The organism is Citrobacter sp. MNAZ 1397 (assembly GCF_023613995.1).
GTDB classification, from domain to species: Bacteria; Pseudomonadota; Gammaproteobacteria; order Enterobacterales; family Enterobacteriaceae; genus Phytobacter; species Phytobacter ursingii.
Genome location: NZ_JAKIVH010000003.1, coordinates 245,352 through 268,921, shown reverse-complemented (window position 1 = coordinate 268,921; position 23,570 = coordinate 245,352). Strand labels below are relative to the sequence as shown.

22 protein-coding genes and 1 pseudogene are annotated in these 23,570 nt (G+C 51.4%); 12 read left to right on the top strand and 11 right to left on the bottom strand.

Annotated elements, in window-relative coordinates; translation table 11 throughout:
- The first annotated feature begins 41 nt into the window (after positions 1-41).
- From ycgZ to L2097_RS18435, 3 genes are all read left to right on the top strand, one after another.
- Positions 42-284 carry a regulatory protein YcgZ gene (gene ycgZ / locus L2097_RS18445; protein WP_047372735.1) on the top strand — a complete coding sequence of 81 codons (243 nt, stop codon included), beginning with the start codon at positions 42-44 and terminating at the stop codon, positions 282-284.
- 130 nt (positions 285-414) lie between these two features.
- On the top strand, positions 415-726 hold the full coding sequence (locus L2097_RS18440) for a hypothetical protein (RefSeq protein WP_085007183.1): 312 nt from the start codon (positions 415-417) through the stop codon (positions 724-726).
- Positions 727-781: 55 nt separating this feature from the next.
- Positions 782-1,048, top strand: coding sequence for a biofilm development regulator YmgB/AriR family protein (locus tag L2097_RS18435; protein ID WP_047373456.1), 267 nt, complete (start codon positions 782-784; stop codon positions 1,046-1,048).
- Between the two features lie 45 nt (positions 1,049-1,093).
- Here L2097_RS18435 and L2097_RS18430 read toward each other — a convergent pair whose 3' ends face one another.
- Positions 1,094-2,287 (bottom strand): BaiN/RdsA family NAD(P)/FAD-dependent oxidoreductase, encoded by a 1,194-nt coding sequence (locus L2097_RS18430; RefSeq protein ID WP_250353456.1) that lies wholly within the window; start codon positions 2,285-2,287, stop codon positions 1,094-1,096.
- A 230-nt stretch (positions 2,288-2,517) separates the two neighbouring features.
- Between L2097_RS18430 and pitA the strand changes: the two genes are divergently transcribed.
- On the top strand, positions 2,518-4,014 hold the full coding sequence (gene pitA, locus L2097_RS18425; RefSeq protein WP_047372732.1) for an inorganic phosphate transporter PitA: 1,497 nt from the start codon (positions 2,518-2,520) through the stop codon (positions 4,012-4,014).
- 38 nt (positions 4,015-4,052) lie between these two features.
- Here pitA and uspB read toward each other — a convergent pair whose 3' ends face one another.
- Positions 4,053-4,388 (bottom strand): universal stress protein UspB, encoded by a 336-nt coding sequence (gene uspB, locus L2097_RS18420; protein WP_041851285.1) that lies wholly within the window; start codon positions 4,386-4,388, stop codon positions 4,053-4,055.
- Positions 4,389-4,893: 505 nt separating this feature from the next.
- Here uspB and uspA point away from each other — a divergent pair.
- The gene (uspA, locus tag L2097_RS18415) at positions 4,894-5,331 is read left to right on the top strand and encodes a universal stress protein UspA (protein ID WP_047372731.1); all 438 of its coding nucleotides are present in this window, start codon (positions 4,894-4,896) and stop codon (positions 5,329-5,331) included.
- 394 nt (positions 5,332-5,725) lie between these two features.
- Here uspA and rsmJ read toward each other — a convergent pair whose 3' ends face one another.
- Positions 5,726-6,478, bottom strand: coding sequence for a 16S rRNA (guanine(1516)-N(2))-methyltransferase RsmJ (gene rsmJ / locus L2097_RS18410; RefSeq protein ID WP_250353455.1), 753 nt, complete (start codon positions 6,476-6,478; stop codon positions 5,726-5,728).
- Between the two features lie 129 nt (positions 6,479-6,607).
- The gene (prlC, locus tag L2097_RS18405) at positions 6,608-8,650 is read right to left on the bottom strand and encodes an oligopeptidase A (RefSeq protein ID WP_250353454.1); all 2,043 of its coding nucleotides are present in this window, start codon (positions 8,648-8,650) and stop codon (positions 6,608-6,610) included.
- 231 nt (positions 8,651-8,881) lie between these two features.
- Between prlC and L2097_RS18400 the strand changes: the two genes are divergently transcribed.
- Complete coding sequence (locus L2097_RS18400) at positions 8,882-9,331, top strand: hypothetical protein (RefSeq protein ID WP_250353453.1); 450 nt, start codon at positions 8,882-8,884, stop codon at positions 9,329-9,331.
- A gap of 42 nt (positions 9,332-9,373) precedes the next feature.
- On the opposite strand, the gene L2097_RS18395 is transcribed toward L2097_RS18400, so the two are convergent.
- Positions 9,374-10,645, bottom strand: a complete 1,272-nt coding sequence (locus L2097_RS18395; RefSeq protein WP_250353452.1) for an acid phosphatase — start codon at positions 10,643-10,645, stop codon at positions 9,374-9,376.
- Positions 10,646-10,837: 192 nt separating this feature from the next.
- Here L2097_RS18395 and L2097_RS18390 point away from each other — a divergent pair, with 192 nt between their 5' ends.
- Both L2097_RS18390 and gorA read left to right on the top strand, forming a co-directional pair.
- On the top strand, positions 10,838-11,680 hold the full coding sequence (locus tag L2097_RS18390) for a 23S rRNA (adenine(2030)-N(6))-methyltransferase RlmJ (protein WP_047372727.1): 843 nt from the start codon (positions 10,838-10,840) through the stop codon (positions 11,678-11,680).
- 228 nt (positions 11,681-11,908) lie between these two features.
- A complete protein-coding gene (gorA, locus tag L2097_RS18385; protein ID WP_047372726.1) occupies positions 11,909-13,261 on the top strand; it encodes a glutathione-disulfide reductase in 1,353 nt (450 codons plus the stop codon).
- An 87-nt stretch (positions 13,262-13,348) separates the two neighbouring features.
- Here the strand turns inward: gorA and L2097_RS18380 are convergent, their stop codons facing one another.
- From L2097_RS18380 to L2097_RS18370, 3 genes are all read right to left on the bottom strand, one after another.
- Positions 13,349-14,104 carry a class I SAM-dependent methyltransferase gene (locus L2097_RS18380; RefSeq protein ID WP_250353451.1) on the bottom strand — a complete coding sequence of 252 codons (756 nt, stop codon included), beginning with the start codon at positions 14,102-14,104 and terminating at the stop codon, positions 13,349-13,351.
- A gap of 144 nt (positions 14,105-14,248) precedes the next feature.
- Complete coding sequence (locus L2097_RS18375) at positions 14,249-16,147, bottom strand: methyl-accepting chemotaxis protein (RefSeq protein ID WP_250353450.1); 1,899 nt, start codon at positions 16,145-16,147, stop codon at positions 14,249-14,251.
- A gap of 720 nt (positions 16,148-16,867) precedes the next feature.
- Positions 16,868-17,578, bottom strand: a complete 711-nt coding sequence (locus L2097_RS18370) for a fimbrial protein (RefSeq protein ID WP_167337909.1) — start codon at positions 17,576-17,578, stop codon at positions 16,868-16,870.
- 583 nt (positions 17,579-18,161) lie between these two features.
- Between L2097_RS18370 and L2097_RS18365 the strand changes: the two are divergent.
- Positions 18,162-18,521 (top strand): annotated as a pseudogene (locus tag L2097_RS18365) (glutamine amidotransferase-related protein); the annotation flags it as partial.
- Between the two features lie 55 nt (positions 18,522-18,576).
- Here the strand turns inward: L2097_RS18365 and L2097_RS18360 are convergent.
- Positions 18,577-18,930, bottom strand: coding sequence for a fimbrial protein (locus L2097_RS18360; RefSeq protein WP_277922275.1), 354 nt, complete (start codon positions 18,928-18,930; stop codon positions 18,577-18,579).
- 296 nt (positions 18,931-19,226) lie between these two features.
- The gene (locus L2097_RS18355; protein ID WP_082137101.1) at positions 19,227-20,138 is read right to left on the bottom strand and encodes a fimbrial protein; all 912 of its coding nucleotides are present in this window, start codon (positions 20,136-20,138) and stop codon (positions 19,227-19,229) included.
- A 744-nt stretch (positions 20,139-20,882) separates the two neighbouring features.
- Here L2097_RS18355 and L2097_RS18350 point away from each other — a divergent pair.
- From L2097_RS18350 to L2097_RS18340, 3 genes are all read left to right on the top strand, one after another.
- A complete protein-coding gene (locus L2097_RS18350; protein WP_085007194.1) occupies positions 20,883-21,641 on the top strand; it encodes a glutamine amidotransferase in 759 nt (252 codons plus the stop codon).
- Between the two features lie 262 nt (positions 21,642-21,903).
- Complete coding sequence (locus L2097_RS18345) at positions 21,904-22,215, top strand: type II toxin-antitoxin system HigB family toxin (protein WP_085007195.1); 312 nt, start codon at positions 21,904-21,906, stop codon at positions 22,213-22,215.
- Entirely contained in the window at positions 22,212-22,628 is a 417-nt protein-coding gene (locus L2097_RS18340; protein WP_047372718.1) for a helix-turn-helix domain-containing protein, read from the top strand. The genes L2097_RS18345 and L2097_RS18340 overlap by 4 nt, the downstream gene beginning before the upstream one ends.
- A gap of 25 nt (positions 22,629-22,653) precedes the next feature.
- Here the strand turns inward: L2097_RS18340 and L2097_RS18335 are convergent, their stop codons facing one another.
- On the bottom strand, positions 22,654-23,550 hold the full coding sequence (locus L2097_RS18335) for a LysR family transcriptional regulator (protein ID WP_250353449.1): 897 nt from the start codon (positions 23,548-23,550) through the stop codon (positions 22,654-22,656).
- Between the last annotated feature and the right edge of the window lie 20 nt (positions 23,551-23,570).

Here is a 23,570-nt window from a genome sequence, read left to right as displayed (position 1 = left end):
ACGCGTTCAATAAATGACTATCGGTTATACAGGAGTGATATATGCGCCAGAACGGATACCTTCCGGATACAACGAATGCCATCGCTCGCTATTTCAGCGCAGCGGACCTGCCGTCTCAACAAGAGACGTTAGGAGAGATTGTGGTGGATATCCTCCGGGATGGCCGTCAACTGAACCGTAAATCACTGTGTACTAAGTTACTTTGCCGTCTTGAGCAGGCGTCAACGTCAGAAGAGGAACGCCATTATCAGGGGCTCATAAGCCTGCTTTTTGGTAATGATTAAGCCAAATGCAGTAAAAGTATCCTGATACATCGAGTCACTTCTGCAATTCAGGTGTCAGCTTGCTTCCTGTACAGAGATGACTTCATGCCGCGTTTCATTCACGAACAGAGCGGCAAGCAGAGATGCAGTTATGAAGAGTAGTGATAATCAGCAACTAACAGATGAATTGATTGGAGAGGCGCTGCTTTTTCTTCTTAAAGAAAATGGCCCGATAAACACCCCGGCTCTCATTGCCCGACTGCAACACATGGAGAGCAGTGAACAAGATAGCCAGAGACGGGCGCTACTTGTGTGTCTGATCGATGAAATCAGTAGTAATAAAATTGCCTCATCCCGTGTTCAGAATGGGAATGAGCAAGATGAGAACATCAGAGATGCCGGAGACAATGTCTATCCATTATTCGGCAATCGCCAACGGCAGGGCCGCAGTAGAAAGCAATGATAGCTGATGGCCCCATTACGGAAAACTATACTAAGGCGTGAAAATGAACCAGGTGATGATTGAAAAATCAGATCTTTATAAGAATTTGCCCAACAAGACATTGTCTGACTATTTTCGTAACGCTGGCGATTTATTGGCCGAAGAAGCCATTATTCTCGGGGGCGTGATCCGCAGCATTCTGGCTTACGATGGTCAAGTGACCAACAAAGCCATTATTCTGCGCCTCATTAACCTGATGGAAAATACAGAAGATGTCGTCAGGAAGGACGTTCTTCGCAAGACCCTGGAGATCGTGGTCGATCATACGTTGGACGATATTTGACCTTTGCACGATCGGAGGCAGCACATGACGAGCCGCCAGGGATCCTTATTTGTCGACTAACGCCTGAGCACATGCCCAGGCGCTTGCCCATGCCCACTGAAAGTTATAGCCGCCCAGCCAGCCGGTCACATCCATGACTTCACCAATAAAATAGAGCCCGGGTACTTTGCGGGCCTCCATCGTACGTGAAGAGAGTTCATGGGTATCTACGCCACCCAGCGTCACTTCTGCGGTACGATAGCCTTCCGTACCGTTAGGTTGCACGCGCCAGTGGGTCAGCGTGTCGATCAATGCTTCCTGGTCGCGGCTATTGAGCTGCTTAAGTGTGACATCCGGAATTTGCCCAAGCTGTTGCAGGCACTCCACCAGCCGTTTTGGCAGGTGCATCGCAAGCGTAGTTTTCAGACTTTGATTCGGGTGCGCCTGACGTTGCTCATTCAGCAGACTATCGAGATCGCATTCAGGCAGCAGGTTAATCGTCACGAACTCCCCTGCCTGCCAGTAACTGGAAATTTGCAGTACCGCTGGACCGGAGAGGCCGCGATGGGTAAAAAGCAGGTTCTCTTTAAATACCGTGCCGTCTTCTGCCGTAATCACAGAAGGTACCGAAACGCCGGAGAGCACCTGAAATTGTTCCAGCAGCGGTTTGTGCAACGTGAACGGCACCAGACCGGCACGCGTCGGCAAAACGTTCAGACCAAACTGTTCGGCGAGCTTATAGCCAAACGGCGAGGCGCCCAGGCCTGGCATAGAAAGCCCACCGGAAGCGACCACCAGTTTTTTCGCCGCCACCGTTTCGCCATTGAGCTGCAATGTATAGCCGTCGTCGTCACGCTCAACGCTCAGGACTTCGCTACGCAAACGCAGGGTCACCTTGCCTTTTTCACACTCCGCTACCAGCATGTCGACGATCTGCTCAGCAGAGTCATCACAAAAGAGCTGGCCCAGTGTCTTTTCATGCCAGGCGATACCGTATTTGCCCACCAAATCAATAAAGTCCCACTGGGTATAACGAGCAAGTGCAGATTTGCAGAAATGGGGGTTCTGGCTGAGATACGCCGCCGGCTCGACATAAAGGTTAGTGAAGTTGCAGCGACCGCCGCCGGACATCAGGATTTTGCGGCCTGGCTTCTTACCATTATCCAGTAAGAGCACGCGTAACCCCGCCTGCCCCGCCTGAGCTGCACAAAACATTCCCGCCGCACCGGCGCCGATAACGATGGCATCAAACCGTTCCACACTAAAATCCTCTTCATTATGTCGCGGCGGATTGTAAATAGTTCAGAGTGGTCACACCAGCCCGAATACGCGGGGCAATAGCCATTACATTGAAAAATATAAGAATATGCTTAAAGCAATGGCGACTGACCAGAAAGAATGTCAAAAAAAGTCCATATTTCACTTTGCCGATGCCGCCAAACTCCCTGATAATGCGCCGCGTTCATGTCCTCAAAATGGCGTAACGTCCTATGCTACATTTATTTGCCGGTCTGGATCTCCACACCGGGCTGTTACTTTTGCTTGCTCTGGGTTTTGTTCTGTTCTACGAAGCGATTAATGGCTTCCACGATACGGCGAACGCAGTGGCAACGGTTATCTATACCCGAGCCATGCGCTCGCAGCTGGCTGTTGTTATGGCGGCGGTCTTTAACTTCTTCGGCGTACTGCTGGGGGGGTTAAGCGTGGCCTATGCGATTGTGCATATGCTACCGACCGATTTACTGCTTAACGTCAGTTCAGCACATGGCCTTGCCATGGTCTTCTCTATGTTGCTGGCCGCGATCATCTGGAACCTGGGTACCTGGTATCTCGGCTTGCCTGCATCCAGCTCCCACACCCTGATTGGTGCGATTATTGGTATTGGTTTAACCAACGCGCTGATGACGGGCACGTCGGTAGTGGATGCGCTTAACATTCCCAAAGTGCTGAACATTTTTGCCTCCCTTATTGTCTCGCCGATTGTCGGCCTGATTTTCGCGGGCGGGCTGGTGTTCTTGCTGCGTCGGTTCTGGAGCGGCAGTAAAAAACGCGCGCGTATTCACCTGACGCCCGCAGAGCGTGAAAAGCAGGACGGCAAAAGAAAGCCGCCTTTCTGGACGCGTATCGCCCTGATTCTTTCTGCCATTGGCGTGAGCTTCTCTCACGGCGCGAACGATGGTCAGAAAGGCATCGGTCTGATCATGCTGGTACTGATTGGCGTCGCGCCTGCTGGCTTCGTGGTTAACATGAATGCCTCAGGTTATGACATCACTCGTACTCGTGACGCCGTAAACAACGTAGAAGTGTACTTCCAGCAACATCCGGAACTTCTGCAGAAGGCAACGGGCGTAGAGCAACAACCACTGACCCCTGCGGAAACAGCGGCCACGCCGTCACAGTTCCACTGCCATCCGAGCCGTGCCATTATCGCGCTGGATCGTGCTAAAGAGATGCTGACCGGGATTGAAAGTTACGACAAACTCGGCGTGGAGCAGCGCAGCCAGCTGCGTCGCATCATGCTTTGTCTGTCAGATATCACCGACCAGGTCGCGAAGCTGCCTGACGTCAATACTGACGACCAGCGTCTGCTTAAGAAGCTGAAAAGCGACATGCTGAGCACCATCGAATACGCGCCTGTCTGGATTATTATGGCCGTCGCGCTGGCGTTAGGTGTGGGTACGATGATTGGCTGGCGTCGTGTGGCGACCACCATCGGTGAGAAAATCGGTAAGAAAGGCATGACTTACGCGCAGGGCATGTCCGCGCAGATGACTGCCGCGGTCTCCATCGGTCTGGCAAGCTATACCGGTATGCCCGTTTCTACCACGCACGTGCTGTCGTCTTCAGTCGCAGGGACGATGATCGTCGATGGCGGTGGTCTGCAACGCAAAACTGTCACCAGCATTTTGATGGCCTGGGTCTTTACCCTGCCAGCGTCCATCGTCCTTTCGGGCGTGCTTTACTGGATAGCCCTCAAGCTGATTTAACAACAAAACGGGTCAGGAAACTGGCCCGTTTTTTTTTCTCAGTGCCAAATCATCAGAGCAATCAGGCTCACCAGAATCAGCCCACAGAGCGCGCTGGTTAAGATGAACTGCCCGCGTACTCGCTCACATCGGCGAATAAACTCTTCATCATGATGGTCGCGATAGCGCTGGCCATAAATGTACCAGACTAAACGCATCTGCTTGCTGGGTTGTCCATGGGAGGTAAAAAAACCTCCGCCATCAACATACTGGTAAAGCAAGGGGTCACAACCACGAAGTACCACTAACAATGCGCGAAGTGATGAAAAATAACGCGCCATGTTAACCACACAAACGATGCACAAAGCCCAAAACAGCGCGACGGTGCTGATCATATCTCCTCCCCCGGCGAACCGCCCACGGAAACGTGATCCGGGATTACCGCTCCCAGATAATCAACCAAGTCATTTAGTGAAGAGTATTACCAATAGCCGATCGAGATCACAAACTGAAATCCAAACGGCTCATTAAATAGTGTAGGAGATTTGTATATTTTTTTGCCACAACGTTAAGCAATCTTGTGCATCTGGTTGTAAATATTGGTTAAGTGAATCGTGATCCAGGCAGATTGACGATAAGTGCGCAGAGTTATAAGGTAGAAATATTCCCATACTCTGGGTAATTCGAGTGACAGGAAGGCGGCAAGAGAATAAATCCCCTGAATGTGATGGGGTGAACGAACGTAGCCAACGCATCTGCGGCTTGAAGTACGAAGAGTATAAAATGAATCCTTAAGGCCGGGCGCTACCCGTGCAGGTGGTACGCAGGACGCGGGAAACAGTGCTGTGTCAGGGGTGTATAACCCTATGGTCATCGACAACTTATGGAAGGAGTAACACTATGGCTTACAAACACATTCTCATCGCAGTCGATCTTTCTCCTGAAAGCAAATTACTGGTTGATAAAGCAGTATCCATGGCGCGGCCTTATAACGCGAAGGTGTCACTGATTCATGTCGATGTAAATTATTCTGATCTCTACACTGGCCTTATAGACGTTAACCTCGGCGATATGCAAAAACGTATCTCTGATGAAACACATCATGCGCTGACCGAGCTTTCTACCAACGCGGGCTATCCGATCACGGAAACCTTGAGCGGTAGCGGCGATTTGGGGCAGGTACTGGTGGATGCCATCAAGAAATACGATATGGACCTGGTCGTCTGCGGGCATCATCAGGACTTCTGGAGCAAACTGATGTCCTCCGCGCGTCAGCTTATCAATACGGTCCACGTGGATATGCTGATTGTTCCGCTGAAAGATGAAGACGAAGAATAACCGTCCATCTTCTTTTGCCTGCTAACGCCCGCTGCTGCGGGCGTTTTGTTTTCTGGCGCTGATTTCCCCGCCAAAGGCCGATAAAACCGCCTTATGCAGTTACATGTATTCCCGGTACGCGCAGCACCACGGAGGGTTCCCGGACAGCGGCTGTCGCCTTGTCCGGGCTACAAAACACAAGACCGATAAGCACTAAACTGTTCCCTCTCCCTGTGGGCTGAGAAATCCCCAGTAATCTTACGTTTTACAGCGATAACGCCGCTTAATAAGAATAAAACCGTGACAGCGATGACAGGGTCCGGCTGAAAATCGATGAGGCGTTGACGGCTGACCAGGACCGCCCGCAGGGAAGCGGGCGGAGGTGAGGGCACCAGACCGCACTGCCCTCACCAATTTACTCCGGCGTACCGGGATAAATATCAAACCGGTGCCCCTTGGTCACCACCGCATTGGCGGTCGCTACATCCGCCAGCGGCGGCGCGTAATCCGGGCGCTTTACTACTACACGTTTCGTCGCCAGTTGACGCGCCGGTCCCAGCAACCCATCAGCGTCCAGATCCGGCCCCACCAGCGACTGAAAAACACGCATCTCTTTTTTTACCAGCGCACTTTTTTGCTTATGCGGGAACATGGGATCGAGGTAGACCACCTGCGGACGAGGGGTAATATCCGCAAGCCCGGTCAGGCTGGAGGCATGAATCAGCTGCAACCGTTCCTGCAGCCATGCGCCAATGTCCGGGTCCGCGTAGCCGCGCGCCAGGCCATCATCGAGCAGTGCTGCCACCACCGGGTTACGCTCCAGCATCCGCACCCGACAACCCACTGATGCCAGCACAAAGGCATCACGCCCCAGTCCCGCCGTCGCATCCACCACATCCGGCAGATAATCACCCTTGATGCCGACGGCCTTTGCTACCGCCTCGCCGCGCCCACCGCCAAATTTACGCCGATGGGCCATCGCCCCCCCCACGAAATCGACAAAAATACCGCCGAGCTTCGGCTCATCGCGTTTACGCAGTTCCAGATGCGACGTCGTCAGCACCAGTGCCATCAGGTTATTTTCGTCATGCTCCAGCCCCCAACGGGACGCAAGAACAGATAAGGCGCCGTCTCCGGCGCCTGTTTCATCCATTAAGCAGATTTTCACTACATATACCCTAAATAATTCAAGTTGCAGGAAGGCGGCAAGTGCGTGAATCCCCAGGCGCTTACAAAAGTAAGTGACTGGGGTGAGCAAACGTCGCCAACGCGCGTGCGGCTTGAAGTATGACGGGTATTAGCCTTCGATACCATAATGCTCCAGCATCGCATCCAGTTGAGGCTCGCGGCCGCGGAAACGCTTAAACAGTTCCATTGGCTCTTCGGAACCGCCACGGGTCAGAATATTGTCGAGGAACGACTGCCCGGTTTCGCGGTTGAAAATGCCCTCTTCCTCAAAGCGTGAGTAGGCATCTGCCGCCAGTACATCCGCCCACAGATAGCTGTAATAGCCGGCAGCGTAGCCCCCCGCAAAGATATGGCTGAAGGCGTGCGGGAAACGTCCCCATGTCGGGCTTGGCACCACGGCGACCTGTTTTTTAATTTCAAACAGCGTATCGAGGATTTTCGCCCCCTGCTCCGGGCTGAACTCGGCGTGCAGGCGGAAATCGAACAGGCCGAACTCCAGCTGACGCAGAATAAACAGCGCCGCCTGGTAGTTTTTCGCGGCCAGCATTTTATCCAGCAGATCCTGCGGCAGCGGTTCGCCCGTTTCGTAGTGACCCGAAATAAATGCCAGCGCTTCCGGCTCCCAGCACCAGTTTTCCATAAACTGGCTCGGCAGCTCCACCGCATCCCATGGCACGCCGCTAATACCAGCCACCCCCGGGGTTTCGATACGGGTCAGCATATGATGCAGACCGTGACCAAACTCGTGGAACAGGGTGATCACTTCATCATGGGTGAACAACGCCGGTTTACCGTTGACCGGACGGTTGAAGTTACAGGTAAGGTAGGCCACCGGCTTCTGCAAAGAGCCATCCGCCATGCGCATCTGCCCGACGCAGTCATCCATCCACGCGCCACCGCGTTTGTGCTCGCGGGCGTAGAGGTCAAGATAGAAACTACCGCGCAGTTCATTGCTTTCGTCATACAGCTCAAAGAAACGCACATCCGGATGCCAGACATCGACATCGTGACGCTCTTTCGCGGTAATGCCGTAAATCCGTTTCACCACTTCAAACAGGCCGCTTACCGCTTTGTTTTCCGGGAAGTAAGGACGTAGCTGTTCGTCGCTGATGCTGTACAGATGCTGTTTCTGTTTCTCGCTGTAGTAAGCGATATCCCACGGTTGCAGCTCATCCACACCAAACTCTTTTTTGGCGAACGCACGCAGTTGTGCCAGTTCTCTTTCACCCTGCGGACGAGCGCGTTTAGCGAGATCGGTCAGGAAGTCCAGCACCTGCGCCGGGTTTTCCGCCATTTTTGTCGCCAGCGATTTATAGGCATAGCTTTCAAAACCCAGCAGTTGCGCCAGCTCGTGACGCAGGGCGAGAATTTCCGCCATCACCGGGCTGTTATCCCATTTGCCTGCATTTGGCCCCTGGTCAGAGGCGCGGGTGCTGTAAGCGCGGTACATCTCTTCGCGCAGCGGCTGGTTGTCGCAATAGGTCATCACCGGCAGGTAACTTGGGATATCCAGCGTCAGCAGGTAGCCCTCTTGCTCTTTGGCTTCGGCCTGAGCTTTCGCGGCGGCCAGCGCGCTTTCCGGCATACCGGCCAGCTCGGCGTCGTCAGTCACCAGCTTTGTCCAGCCCATGGTCGCATCGAGTACGTTGTTGCTGTACTGATTGCCCAGTTCGGACAGACGTGCGGCGATTTCGCCATAGCGTTTTTGTTTCTCTTTTTCGAGGCCAATACCGGACAACTCGAAATCACGCAGGGCGTTATCGACCGATTTCTTCTGTGCAACGTTCAGGGTGGCGTAGTGATCGCCATTGCGTAAATCGCGGTAGGCGTTGTACAGCCCTTCATGTTGCCCAACCCAGGTGCTGTATTCCGACAGTAACGGCAGGGTCTGCTCATAGGCTTCACGCAGTTCCGGGCTGTTTTTCACGGAATTCAAATGGCTAACCGGGGAGAACAGACGTCCCAGTACATCGTCCACTTCCGCCAGCGGCTGGCAGAGATTTTCCCAGGTGTACGGCGCACCATGGGCTACCACGCTTTCCACCGCGGTACGGCAATCGTCCAGCGCTTTCGTCACGGCAGGCACGACGTGTTCAGGCAGGATTTTTGAAAACGGCGGTAATTCGAAACGCGTGAGTAATGGATTGGTCATAAGCGCAGTCCTGTCCTGTTAAAGAGAGTGAGTGAAGCGCACGATCCGGCGCTCTGCATAACGTTGTAGCATGGGGTTAAGTGTAGAGGATTTCAATGGCAGGCGTTGCGCTGAACTGCTTATCGCTGCAATACCCATTTGCACGCATGATGTCGTTTCTGCTATCGAATCAAAGTAATAAGAAGAGCCATCCAGCGCGTATACTTATCACAACGGCGACAAGGAGACCGCATGTTGAATTTCATTCAGGCAATACTTCCACTGCTGATGCTTATCGGGCTGGCACTTGTGTTTCCAAAATGGCGACGTCGACAAAGCGACACGCAAGCAAATCAGGGGATGCGAAAGATATCCACCACCACCAAAACCTTTCGGCCAGGTAAAGGAGGCCAGCTCTTACCGACGGATTACTATTTCGATGAAGAATATTTCTATGAAATTCAGCTTGATGTGAAAAAATCGGTGCCACTGAGTGCGATAACCAAAGTCGAGCGCGACACTATCAAAGTGAATAACCGTTCCTTCTGGATAGTCACTTACGTCGTCGAAGGGCAGACGAAGCAGGCGCGTTTTCGCCACAACTACACCCTGTTCAATACGGCCTTTGCCGATTTCCTGGATGCGGTTAAACGCGCTAACCCCGAAGCCTGCGTGCGCGAATTGAGCGCATTTAGCTTCTGAACAGCAATACGGTGCCAGCCGCGCCAGCACCGTTGCCAAAACTTACTTCGCGTTATGCGCCCCCGCATATGCCGCTGGCAGGTTCAGACGTTGCCAGAAGTTCTGATCGGCCGTTTCGCCAGAAAGCGGATAGCCGCCCGGCAGCGCGGTTTTTACCATCAAGTCGCGCCGCGCTGCCGCCGACAGGTCAGGCAGCGCCGCCTCCAGCAGCACTTCCGCCCCTTCCGGCACTTTCACCGGCTGCGCTTTGCCTTTTTGCTGCGGCAGGTCATAGGTCATGGTGAAGCGGTAAAAATCTTTCATCGCCGGGTCGCGGTACGGATCGTCTTTACCCGCCGTTTTCGCGCACTCAGCAAGCGACGTGCCGCACTCTTTTTCTAGCGCAACACGCAGCTGATCGCGCGCTTCATTAAACAGCGCACGGTAACGCGGATCGTTGAGGTAATGCGCCACGTTACGCTGGGCCACCATTCTTGAGCCCATCACATCCAGCGGGTAGTGTACGCCCAGCACAATACGGGAATAGCCATAGCGGGCGCCGCGTTCCACCAGCGAATCAAAGCGTTCCGGGATCATCTCCGCCATCAGCAATGAATCGGTATAGCCGGTATTGGTATGGCCGCTTGGGAAGGAACCGCCATCTGCGGAGTACGGTTTGTTGTCTTTCACCACCACATCATCCGGAACCTGATGAATGGTGTTGCCCTGAACCAGGAACGGACGCTTGTAGTCGAAGTGCTTCTTCGCCGCGCCGGTGCTGACTTCGCTGGCTTTAATGAGCGCCGCGGCTTTGCCCAACTCGCCTTTGTCATAAGCCGCGATAAACGCTTTGCCCAAACGTGGGCCAAGCGCATCGGAGAGAAAATAGAGGTAGCTGATGCCTTCTGCATCTGCCAGCGCCTGATGGCGCAACCCCGATGTGGCGTTAAGGTTAATCTCTTCGACGGTTTTCAGGTTTTGATCCAGTACGGGGGCTGGCAAAGCGCTGAACGTGGAGAGCAGTTCAATGCCCACCTGCTGGTTATCTTTCACTTTGAAATCATAACCGCTGGCTTTCAGCCAGGCGGTATCCGCCTGTTTTGTACTTTGCGCCGCTTTTTCAAGGTGCTCACGTTCCACTTTGGTACCGTCACCTTTGAGCGCGTCGCGCAAGGCGGCAAGCGACTGATTTTCCAGCCCATCAAATGTCTGGCTAACCGAGGCCGGTGTGGTGGTATTCGCAATGTCGCGCGCAACGGTCAGCGGCACATCTTTCGCCATCGCCTGCTGAGCAAGCAGCAGAGAGGCGGTTAACAGTGTCATACGGATTTTCATTTTTTATCCTTTTATTCAAACAATTACCTTGCCTGAACTCGACGCTAGTCCGCTAACTTGACGCTTTTGTGACACGGATAAATTTTGAAACGTTTTACGGCTGCCTGAAACATCAGAAGGGTTAACGGCATTCCCGCGCAATCTACGGTAAACTGTGGCTAATCTCGTTCATATTCTGGAATTTCTATCTCCATGCTCAGTTATCGCCACAGCTTCCACGCAGGCAACCACGCCGACGTCCTCAAACACACCGTTCAGAGCCTCATCATCGAAGCGCTGAAGGAAAAAGAGAAACCGTTTCTCTATCTCGATACCCATGCAGGCGCGGGGCGCTATCAGCTCTCCGGCGAACATGCTGAACGCACCGGGGAATATCTGGAAGGGATTGGCCGCATCTGGCAGCAAGACGATCTGCCGGCTGAACTTGAGCCGTACATGAATGTGGTCCGTCATTTCAACCGCAACGACACGTTACGCTACTATCCCGGTTCGCCGCTCATTGCCCGCCAGCTATTGCGCGAGCAGGACAGCCTGTTCCTGACCGAACTGCACCCAAGCGATTACCCGTTGCTGCGTCAGGAGTTTCAGAAAGATGAGCGCGCACGCGTCGAACGTGCCGATGGCTACCAGCAACTGAAAGCTAAACTGCCGCCGGTTTCCCGCCGTGGTCTGGTGCTGATCGACCCGCCATATGAAATCAAAACCGACTATCAGGCTGTCGTATCCGGGATTAGCGAAGGGTACAAACGCTTTGCAACCGGCACCTATGCCTTGTGGTATCCGGTGGTATTGCGTCAGCAAATTAAGCGTATGGTGCATGATCTGGAAGCGACGGGTATCCGTAAAATCCTGCAGATTGAGCTGGCGGTACGCCCGGACAGCGACCAACGCGGCATGACGGCTTCCGGCATGATTGTGATTAACCCACCGTGGAAATTAGAAGCACAGATGAATAACGTCCTGCCCTGGCTGCACAGTAAACTGGTGCCCGCCGGGATCGGCCACACCCTCGTCAACTGGATTGTGCCCGAGTAATCGCAACAATCGAAGGAACCTTGCTGTCTGCGCGTTACAATCGCGACACTTTCGACCTCGTTCAGGATTAAGAGCCTACCCAGTAGGCGTACATTGTTGCAGCGAGTTTGGACACGAACAGCGCGGAACAACCGGAGCGTACACGCAGTACGTGAGGATTGTGAGCACTGCCCAGGTCCAAAATGGCCAATAAAATAGCCTAATTGGATAGGCTCTAAGGAATTAACCATGAGCAAACATTACGACTATATCGCCATCGGCGGCGGCAGCGGCGGGATTGCCTCAATTAACCGCGCCGCCATGTACGGCCAGAAGTGCGCGCTGATTGAAGCCAAAGAGCTGGGCGGCACCTGCGTGAACGTAGGTTGCGTCCCGAAAAAAGTCATGTGGCACGCGGCGCAAATCCGCGAGGCTATCCATCTGTACGGACCTGATTACGGTTTTGATACCACCGTGAACCATTTTGACTGGAGCAAACTGGTTGCCAGTCGCACGGCCTATATCGACCGTATTCATACCTCTTACGACAATGTTCTGGGCAAGAACAATGTCGATGTGATTCGTGGTTTCGCGCGCTTTGTCGACGCAAAGACTGTCGAAGTGAATGGCGAAACGATCACCGCCGATCACATCCTGATCGCGACCGGCGGCCGTCCGAGCCATCCGCAGATCCCCGGAGCGGAATACGGTATTGATTCCGACGGTTTCTTTGCGCTGCCTGCGCTGCCAAAACGCGTGGCGGTGGTCGGGGCGGGCTACATTGCCGTAGAACTGGCCGGCGTGATCAATGGCCTGGGGGCGGAAACTCACCTCTTCGTGCGCAAACATGCGCCATTACGTAGCTTCGACCCCATGATCAGCGAAACGCTGGTAGAAGTGATGGCGGCCGAAGGCCCGAGTCTGCATACCCAGTCCGTGCCGAAAGCGGTAGTGAAAAACGCCGACGGGAGCTTAACGCTGGAACTTGACGATGGGCGCAGCCAGACGGTGGACTGCCTGATTTGGGCGATTGGCCGCGAACCGGCCAACGACACCTTCAATCTGGATATTACCGGGGTGAAAACCGACGAGAAAGGCTTCATCGTGGTGGACAAATTCCAGAACACCTCAGTGCCGGGTATTTATGCCGTGGGCGATAACACTGGCGCCGTTGAACTGACGCCGGTTGCCGTGGCGGCGGGCCGTCGTCTTTCTGAACGCCTGTTTAATAATAAACCGGACGAGCACCTGGATTACAGCAACATCCCCACCGTCGTGTTCAGCCACCCGCCTATCGGCACCGTGGGATTAACCGAGCCGCAGGCGCGCGAACAGTACGGTGACGACCAGGTGAAAGTATATAAATCGTCGTTTACCGCCATGTATACCGCCGTCACCTCTCACCGTCAGCCATGCCGCATGAAATTGGTGTGTGTTGGCCCGGAAGAGAAGATCGTCGGCATCCACGGTATCGGCTTCGGGATGGATGAAATCCTGCAAGGCTTTGCGGTCGCACTGAAAATGGGTGCCACCAAAAAAGACTTTGATAATACCGTGGCGATTCACCCCACAGCGGCAGAAGAATTTGTGACGATGCGCTGATCGCCCCCCGAGTGACGACTGATGCCTTTCCGGGTGACAACGATGTCGCCCGGAAAGATCTGCCGCCCCGCCTGAGGGTTGCTTTCACTATGCATATATTGCCTGTCTCAAATGCCCCGCTCTGATATTAATGGGCCACGAAAACGTGCGCTTCTGCGCCGGATCTCCCCAGAGTTCGTGCATATCGTCATAAAATCGGACCAGAAGAGCGTCCTGCCCTGCATCAAGTGCCCGCTTCACCGCAGACCAGGTGGAAACATAACCCATCAATGCCGCAAGGTCCCACTGCAGACGAATTTCCATATCCGGCGCGGACATTTCCGTAAACGGGAAGAGAATGCCAGCATAACCGTTATCGACCAGCTGCCTTTCCGCAGGCCAATAGAGGCCTATCTCGTCGTAGTAGAACCGACGAAAACGCGCCCGTAGCGTCTCATCAGGGTTGAGCACGCCATAACTGATCAGGGCAATCACGGCATTGGGGGCCGCCACCCGCTGCGCTTCACGGTAAAAGACGGGTAGATCGAACCAGTGTGCAGCCTGAGCGACGGTGATCAGGTTGATGTCGTGCAACGCATGGGGAAGCTGTTCTGCCGGCCCCACGCAATAGTCAACCCGGGGGTGGGGTTCAGCGTTGTCAATTTGCGTCTGGCTGGGATCAATCCCCGTCACTTTGTCGAAGGCGCAGGCCAGTAACGTGGTCAGTTGACCCGTACCGCAACCAACATCCAGCGCGTGGTGGTGCACAGGTGTTATCGAAAGCAGGTAGTCCAGTAAAACTGCGGGGTATTCCGGGCGATAACGGGCGTAATCGGCGCCGCCGCTTGCGAACCAGTTCAGCATGGGGATTCCTCTGTTTAATAAAAATACAGTAGTGCGAACGGATTTTTACGACAAGGGAAATACGAAACGGGCATTAACGGGAAGGGTTAGCGGCAGACGCCGGACATAAGAATGCCGGCTCCGCAGAGCCGGCATGTTTGCGTGTCAGAGCTTGAAGCTACCGACGACGTTTTCGAGCTGAACGGTTTGTTCTTCCATGGACTGCGCAGCCGCCGCCACCTGCTCGACCAGCGCCGCATTCTGCTGCGTAGCGCTATCAAGCTGGTTGATGGCGATATTAATCTGGGCAATCCCGCGACTTTGTTCATCACTGGAAGAGCTGATTTCTGAGATCAGCACACCCACGCTTTCCACTTTCTCCATCAGGCCGTCCATCGTGGTCCCCGCCTGACGAACCAGCCCGCTACCCTGCTCAATGCTGCTCACCGACTCTTCGATCAGTTTCTTGATCTCCTGCGCCGAACGGGCGCTGCGTTGTGCCAGGGAACGCACTTCACCGGCCACGACGGCAAAACCGCGCCCGTGCTCACCCGCCCTTGCCGCTTCCACCGCCGCGTTAAGTGCCAGGATGTTGGTCTGGAAGGCAATGCCATCAATAACACTGATGATTTCCACCACTTTGGAGGAAGAGGCATTGATGTTATTCATCGTGGAGACCACTTTATTAACGACATTCGCCCCTTCTTTCGCTGCCGTTGACGCTTCTCCCGCCAGCTTGTTGGCCTGCAGTGCGTTTTCTGCGTTCAGACGTACGGTGCTGGTCAGCTCTTCCATCGATGCCGCCGTTTCAACAATCGAGGATGACTGCTCTTCGGTGCGCGAAGAAAGGTTAAGGTTGCCGCTGGCAATCTGACGCGAGGCCGAAGAAATGGCCATCGAACTGCTCCCCACCTGCTGCATCAGCTCATTAAGGAACGAAATAAACTTATTGAAGTTATTGATGATGGCGTTGAATTCCGGACTCTTACTTTGCGCAAGACGCTGAGTGAGATCCGCACCGCCGCTGGAAAGGGCTTCAATATTACGGTTGAGCAACGTCACATTGTGGAAAATGTTGCGCACAATGATCATCATGATGAACACGATCAGAATACCAATGATCGCCTGCACAATGGTCAACTTGGTCATAATGGCATCGGACATGCTGACCAGCTGGCTGCTCGGAATATCCACCGCCATGAACCACGGGCTACCGCTGATGGGGAGAACAAACAGAGAATGCGCCCCGTCTTCGCCGTCGTAACTACCGCGTACTTCCGTTTTCTTGCCCTGACCGAGCAGGCTGATTAACGGCGCCGCAGCCGAAATGCCCAAATCGCGCACATTTGACAGCGCAGGTTTATCCTGTACGGAAGAGCCATTACCGACGATTTTGCCGTCGGCTTCCACAATCAGTACGCTGCCGTTTACCGCCTTGCCCATATCGACAGCCAGCTGATTAAAGAAGCCCAGCGTCACGTCGATGGTCGCCACGCCCCAGGCTTTGCCATCTTTCCAAATTGCCATCGCACAGTTGGTACGCGGCTGCGGGCTGGCGGCATCCTGATAGGCTTTCGCCCAGGCACATTCGCCTTTCGGCGCATTCATGCCGTCTTTATACCAGGGCTGTTCCCAGTATTTTGCCGATTCCGGCTGGTTCCATACGGTATTGACCTGAAGGTTGCCCCCGGCATCACGAGCGTAAAAAGTACTGAATTTGTCACGCGCCGGGTCACGCTGGCCCGGTAATGGCCAAATCCCACCGCCAAATACGTTTAAATCGCCATATTGGTTAACGAGTTGCGGCAATAACGCGTCGATTTGCTCACTTTGTAGCCCAACAACCAGTTCGGTAATCGAGCGTTGCTGAGCCTTAACGCGGTTCATCTGCTCTTTTATCGCATTACTTTGTAATTCAACCGTCGCCTGAATATTTTTGGTTTCGGTTTCAATAATCTGCGGAGAAACAAATTGCTTGATAACAATGTACGTAACTATCAGTAAGATAATAAAAAAACTTACAAGCAAAAGAGCTACGCGGCCCTGGGTGGTTTTCCATGTCATAATGGCAGTTTCTCGATCAGGTTGAATTAGGGGTTGTATACTCTTAATAATTCGAGTTACGGGAATGCCGCAAGCGCATGATTATCCAGTTTTTTACCAGGCTACCTCACTGGGGATACAAACGAAGCCAACACAAATGCAACTTGAAGTCTCATGGGTATAACGACCATTATCAGGATTTCTTTAATCTAAATTGTGCGTCGGTTTCATCCGAAAGAGCATTCCATCTGGTAAAATTCTATTTTGAAAATAACCAGAGCCTGGAATTAAAGTCCCTGCATTGAGTAAAGATAAATTGCCTTTAAAGGCTCCCCTTCTGGTAGGGCATCCCAATCTTATCAACGTCTTGTTAAGCAATATGCGAACATTCTCATGAAAAAGGAACAAACAGAGAGTGGATTAACAAGACTTTTATCTTAATGGTCGTACTTTACTTGCACATATGTTTATTTTGGTGACGTCAAAATTTATAAAGAAAGAGGAGCTCTATCATTTCAATTAACTTAACGCAAATTAAAAACCAAAGAGGAATAAATAGTCTGATAACCCTGTTTCGAGCAAGCCATTTGGTTGCGAGCAATGTATAAGCACAACAAAAATGCCCGCCGCCAACGGGAGTTCGGTGCCAGGGAAAGGTGTAAAGAGAGGCGCCCCTGCGGCGTATTAGCGACTCAGGGGCGAAAAAAAGCAGAGAGGGTTATCATTCTAAAATAGAATAAGTTACTTATACGTAAACAAAAACTCTGCTTGTGCTTTCACCGGACCAGGGGAAACGGTACCGCCTTTATAGTAATAATAAGCATTAAATTTGAGGGACTCATTCTTCTGGGTACTGGTCAAAATTTCAAAAGCCGTACCGAATTTTATCGGGTTGTCCTTATGCAAAATCTGAATACCCACGTTATCATTGCCCGTGGCCTTGTTGGCTAAAACCTCATCTGAGGCAATACCTGTCATCTTATCACCATCAAATTTAACGCTGATTTTCGGTTTGTCCGAGCATTCAAGAGTAATATCAAATTCTTTTGTCGCCCCGCTATAACGACCTACCCCGTGAGAAGAAATATCATCACGGTTAACAGGTGGCAACATCACCGTTTTATCGAAATCTTTAACATTACAGGTTGGGTTGACGGGCGTTATGGTTCCACCCGACGTATAAAAATACAGATTCGCGCCCGCGCCACCGCCCGACACAGAACTTTGCGCAATGTAAACAATTGCAATAAGTGTATAGGGAGGAATGGGGTCGTATGCAGCGGTGCTGTTCCGTACTAACCTCACAGAAATAGGTTGAATGCTTGATGTCCTGTTTCCCCCAGGCAGCGAACAACTGGAATCAAGCCAGACACAGCTTCCCCCAGCCCATGTGCTGCCCATCCAGGAACCTGAACCCACTCTTACCTGAACGGAAAAACCTCGTTGAGTCATACCGGATCCCACAGCAACCGAAGTAATCCTGACCCTATCCTGACTGACTGAATCGGGCCATCCGTATGCTGTTATGCTGGCACTTGAACTTGCACCGGAAGTAATATTCCCAAGTGACGTTGGCACTGAGCTGGAATTAAGATAACCACTACTTGCTGATGTAGTCCAATGAAAAGCAGAAGCGGTATACGGTAGAAATAAGATAATCCAACAACATTTTATTAATTTTATAAATCCAATTCGCTTGAGCATTTCATATATTCTCCATGAATATTTTGGTTATTCCTTATTGTCGCTTGTTATGCCATTTCTTTCATGCCGACAACCATGACAAATCCATAAAATAAAATTTTTTAAAATAATCCATTGTTTTGCAACACGCGTCAAGATTTAATACGCGACAGGGGTAGAGAAACGAATAAAATCAGAAAAAGTTATTTATCAGAAATTATTCATCAGGGAAATATCCCGAATGAAACAATTGATTTATTCCACTTATTCATTCCTTTGTTTAAATTCTGTAGGCGTGTTATTCCCTCTGTTTTAAAGACGTACAGATAATCACGGGCAACTTATTGAACACGACGTGCTGCTGAGCCCCCTGCCGCGTGAATTTCCCGCGCATCTGACCCATATGCAGACCGTTTCTCGCCTGCCGGAAGGGGCACTGGCGCTGGCGTCGTCTTCACACGACCAGCATCAGATAGTGCGTTACGGACCGAACGCCATGTCGACCCAGTTCCACCCGGAATTTACCCCTGCTATCGCCGCCGATATGATTCGCCAGCGCGAAGAGGTGTTAACGGAAGAAGGTTTTGATCCACGCGCACTGTTGGCCAGCGTGCTGCCATCCCCCAAAGCCACTGAAATACTGCGTCGTTTTGTGCATCAGGCGTTTAGTCGTACCGTTCCACAATCGGATGATTTGGCGCAGAGTGCGTAGTTTCAATAAATGGCTACAGCTTTCTCGTGGTAGCCACTTTTATCTGCAAATCGATTTATGGATACGTAAAAATAAATTCCGCGTTGGCTTTGACCGGCCCCCCGCTCACCGGTGAGCCACCGCCTTTGTAATAATAAGAAGAATTAAAATTAAGCGTCTCGTGCGTGCCGGCATTTTGTAACACTCTAAATGCGGTGCCGTTTTTGACGATTATTTTGTTAGTACTGTAATTATCAATATATTTCAGCTGAATACCTATATTTGGATTACCTGAATATTGACTCAGCAAAATTTCATCATTCGTGCCTGCCATTGTACTGCCCGTAAAAGTCACATTGACCCTGGGGCTGTGTTCACATTCAAGCTTAATCGTGAATGGCTGTTTCGCGCTGACGTAACCGGCTCGCACAGTCACATATTATCAAGATGTTGAAAGAGGAGATGAGAACATCCTCATGAAAAAGAAGGATAAGCGAGCGAAGGAGACTTTTTATTTATGTATAGCTTGCTCTTAGCTGAATGAGACGCAGTCAATGCTGAAAAAGGAAATCAAACAGTGCTCATTGAAAATAGACTTAACGCAAATTAAAGAGTGCGGGCACTTAATTAACAATAGCCTGGGGGGGCAGAAGTAAACGCCAGGGACAGTGAGCAGGCAACCGCCCAGGTAAAACATGCCAGCCCGGGGCACAGGCTGGCGATTTTTTACTCATAGTTGAATATAAACTCAGCATTGCTGGTAATAGTACCCGCATTGACCCCCGTACTTTTTCGATAATAATAAGCGGTGAATTTCAGCTGTTCATTATCCTGAGTACTTGTCATTAAAGCTTTATTATCACCGAAATTTAACGGCGTGTTTTTATAATAAATTTGAAACCCAACATCATCATTACCCGTTGTGGTATTAGCCAGTACATCATCAGTGACGCCTGTCATTTTATTTAAACTGTCAAATTTTAGATTAATCTTTGGTTGGTTTTTGCATTTCAACGTAAACGTAAAATCTTTGGAGAGTTGGGTGTAACGGCCCGTGCCGCCGGCCAAGTCGGCACGCGAGATAGACGGCAAACGCACCGTGCTGTTATCTACTCCTGTAACATCACATGTCCCAGCAGCTTTTACCTCTCCCTGAAGGCGGAATTTTAAATAAGCATAAGTGCGAGAATAATCAATTCCCTGAAAGGTCATTCGACCTTGCGCGAGTGTGGTGTTTGCGGGGAGGCTTTGAATATGCCCGGCAGGGCAATCAAGAAATACCCCATTTGCATACGGCCTCGCTGATGTGCTGTAGGAGGGAACCGAAGAATATACGCTACACGCTACGCAGTAAGGCGATTGCGAGGTCACGCTTATGTTACAACCACTGACGCTGGAGTACATACCATCATAGTAGACTTTGTCATGATAGTAACTGCCGATATCAATACTACAATACCCTTTGATATCACCTAATGTGAACCTTTCCCGGCCCGGTGCACTGAGGGTTTTACTACTAATAAAATCAGCTGCTGTGACATATTTAATTTCATCGTAACATGCTCCCGCAGTTGCCCACTCTGGATATAAAATTGCAACAATAAATAAAAAAACAAATTCAACGCTTTTTATCCGCATTATTCATATTCCTTATGAATATAACAAACCATGCATATTGCCAAAAGCGCTTGCCGCTGAACCAATGTCGTTAGCCATGACAATATCTCAAAAAAAAAATTATTTCGATAATCAGGCTTACAAAATGTGTCGTCAAGATGAACACCCTGACCCAAGTAACAAAAAGAATCGAATCAGATTATAAATCAGGGATAAATCTGAAAACCCCACCACCAGCGTATAACAATAAAAAAATTAAGACTTATACTTGGCTATTTATACAGTAATGAGGTTGAAAAAGTTTTAAATCGATGTCGAATATAGCTCCGCAGAATACTTTTTTATAATTTCGTGAAAGTAATTAGAATCTATTTATTAATGGCCCCCCTTATTAACTCCAGTATGACCTTAAACGCCGGGTTGTCGTTATCATCTCGCCAGGCCAGATAGAGCATGCTCTCTATATTTTCGTTAAGGGCATTATCTCGAACTGGCTCGTTTCTTCCTATTGTCTGGCAGGCTGAGAGTGGCAGAAGTCTTCATCCAGGTCGCCAGGTAAAAGTGCTAAAAATTTCCAAAAAAAGCATAAGCCTGACGCTGACTCAAATTTCATCAAAAAAACAACCAAATAGCGCCATAACTGGCCTGAAAGCCCCATCACTCACCGCTTCGCCTTTACAATCCTCTCACCGCTAACCTCTTCTCAACATGCATTTTTCGGCGCATAGTTGAACAAATGTTCAGCAGAGGAAGAGAGTGGTTGTAATGGCAGACCGTCCGTTAATTATCCTGCAAGTAGGTTTTCCCTCAGAGTCTATTCGTGAAATCCACGGCGATATTCCATCCTGGTTCTGTCGTGCTATCCAGCATCCTCTTGAGAAAACAGAAGTGGTCAGAGTGTTTGAAGGCGAAGCGCTTCCACCGCCGGATGCCAGCCGTGTTGCGGTGATTACCGGGTCCTGGGCGATGGTCACCGACCGTCTGCCGTGGAGCGAAGCCGCCGCGGAGTGGATTCGTCAAGCCATGTCGATTGGCATGTCGCTGTTTGGCGTCTGTTACGGCCATCAGTTGATGGCGCATGCATTAGGTGGTGAAGTGGAGTGGCACCCGCAGGGACGTGAGGTTGGCAGCCAGGCGATTCAACTTCATCCGCATGCCAGTAACGACGTACTGCTGAGCACCCTGCCGCGTGAATTTCCCGCGCATCTGACCCATATGCAGACCGTCTCTCGCCTGCCGGAAGGGGCACTGGCGCTGGCGTCGTCTTCACACGACCAGCATCAGATAGTGCGTTACGGACCGAACGCCATGTCGACCCAGTTCCACCCGGAATTTACGCCGGAAATTGCCTCTGCGATGATTAATCAGCGTGAAGAAGTGTTGACCGAAGAAGGTTTTGACCCACAGGCATTGCTGGCTGGCGTATTGCCCTCACCCGAAGCCACTGAAATACTGCGCCGTTTTGTGCATCAGGCGCTTCGTCGCGAAATCCCCCTACAGGGTGAGCTGGCGCAGAGTGCCTGATTCGGCTCCCCGGCGGCGCAAAGCTTGCCGGGGCTACAGATATGCGCAGCGCCATCCGGGTATATCACGTCAGCACATCAATCAACCCCGACACTTTTTGCGGACTTCCTCCCATAACCACATTTATATCAAACAGTTAAGTTACCCCCTCCTCCCATTCAGGCAAATAGTAAAATTTCAAACCAGAAACGAGCTCCACCAGCGTTGACAATATGTCAACATTGAATTTATTGTTCACCTTCTCAGGGAGAGAGAAATCAACGTGCACATCATCTCAAGAGCACCGTTTGATGAAGCTGCAAAGCGTTTTCCAAATGACGCTCAGGCACTTACTGATGTCTATAAAACACTTAAGCGCCTGCGATTCACTACGCCAGAGGAGATGAAAAAGGTCTATGCGACCCTGGATCGCATGAAATATCGCGAACGATGGTGGGTCATTGACGTTGGCGGCAACAAATTACGAATTGTGTTTTACGCGGATTTCGACGCAGGACGCCTCTTTATAAAGCATATCGTGGCGCATTCTGCGTATGACAAACTTATTAAAAAATATCGGGAGCAATCAGAATGAGAACACAGGATATTATTAACGCCACAAACCATCTGGTCAGTTTGCTTCCGATTCTGGGCGACAGCCCCCACCGACAAGATTATGAAGATGCTCTCGAAATGGTGGAGTATCTGCTTGAACACGAACCGACAAACCCTTTGATTGACCTTCTCAGCGTGCGTATCGAGAAGTATGAAAACACCGCACCTGAATTCGCCGTATTTAATGCCCGTGTTGCCAGCACAGAAACGGGGCTGGCACTGCTTCGCGTTTTGATGGCGCAACATGGGCTTAATCAGAGCAGCTTTCAGCAGGAAATCGGCAGCCGTTCGCTCGTCAGCAAGATCATGAACGGCCAGCGCAGCCTGACACTGGATCATATGCGGGCACTGGCAAAGCGGTTTAACGTGCCCGTCGCCGCGTTTGCTGGATAGGTAAAACCCGGATAAACCCGGGCGTTTAATGAATCTCCACCGTCTTCAACTCATTAATCAGCCATTGCAGTGCCGACTGATAATCAAATAAACGGTGCGTTAGCAGGATTAAATCATAAGAAGGCGAACCTTCCGGCAAATCCATAATGCGTAATGGCATCATCGCGGCAAGCTCTTTCGCAATGCGATACGGCACGCACATCAAATACCCCGATGCCACTGCCACACGACCGCCCACCGCGTAACTCTGCACCACCGTCGTGAGTGGGCGGTAGAGATGTTGCGCCAGTAGCCAACTATCAATATGGTCCGCGCCGGAACTTACCGCAGGGAGATGGATTTGCGCTTCCGTGACCAGGTGTTTGAGAGTCAGTTGTTCAGGCAGATCGCTACGCGCCAGCGAGGCAATCGCCACATAATGATCGGAAATCAGCGGGTGTTTATTAAAATATTGCGGAATATATTGCAGGTTATCCACGCCAATAAAGGCATCAAGCTGGCCGCGCTCCACCCGTTCAAACTTGATGGTTTCAGACAGAATATCGACGGAAAGACGGACGTTGGGCGCACTGGCTTTAAATTTTGCCGTCAACGCGGGCATATACATAAATTCGAAGTAATCCACCGCGCCAATGTAGAAGGTATGCGGATCTTTAGCCGGGTCGAAATTGCCTTTCCCCCGCGTGGCCGCCTCCAGTTTGCTCAGGGCATTTTCAATCACCGGGATCATCGACGCCGCATAAGGGGTCGGCTCCATGCCATTGCGGGTGCGGACAAACATCTCATCATTGAGTTGTTCACGCAGGCGATTGAGCGCGTGGCTGAACGCCGACTGGGTAATGTTGGCTTTGCGCGCCGCCCGGGTGACGTTTTTTTCTTTCGCCAGGATGGGAACCAGGCGCAACAAATTCAGATCCATCATCACTATGCATCCTGTTCATT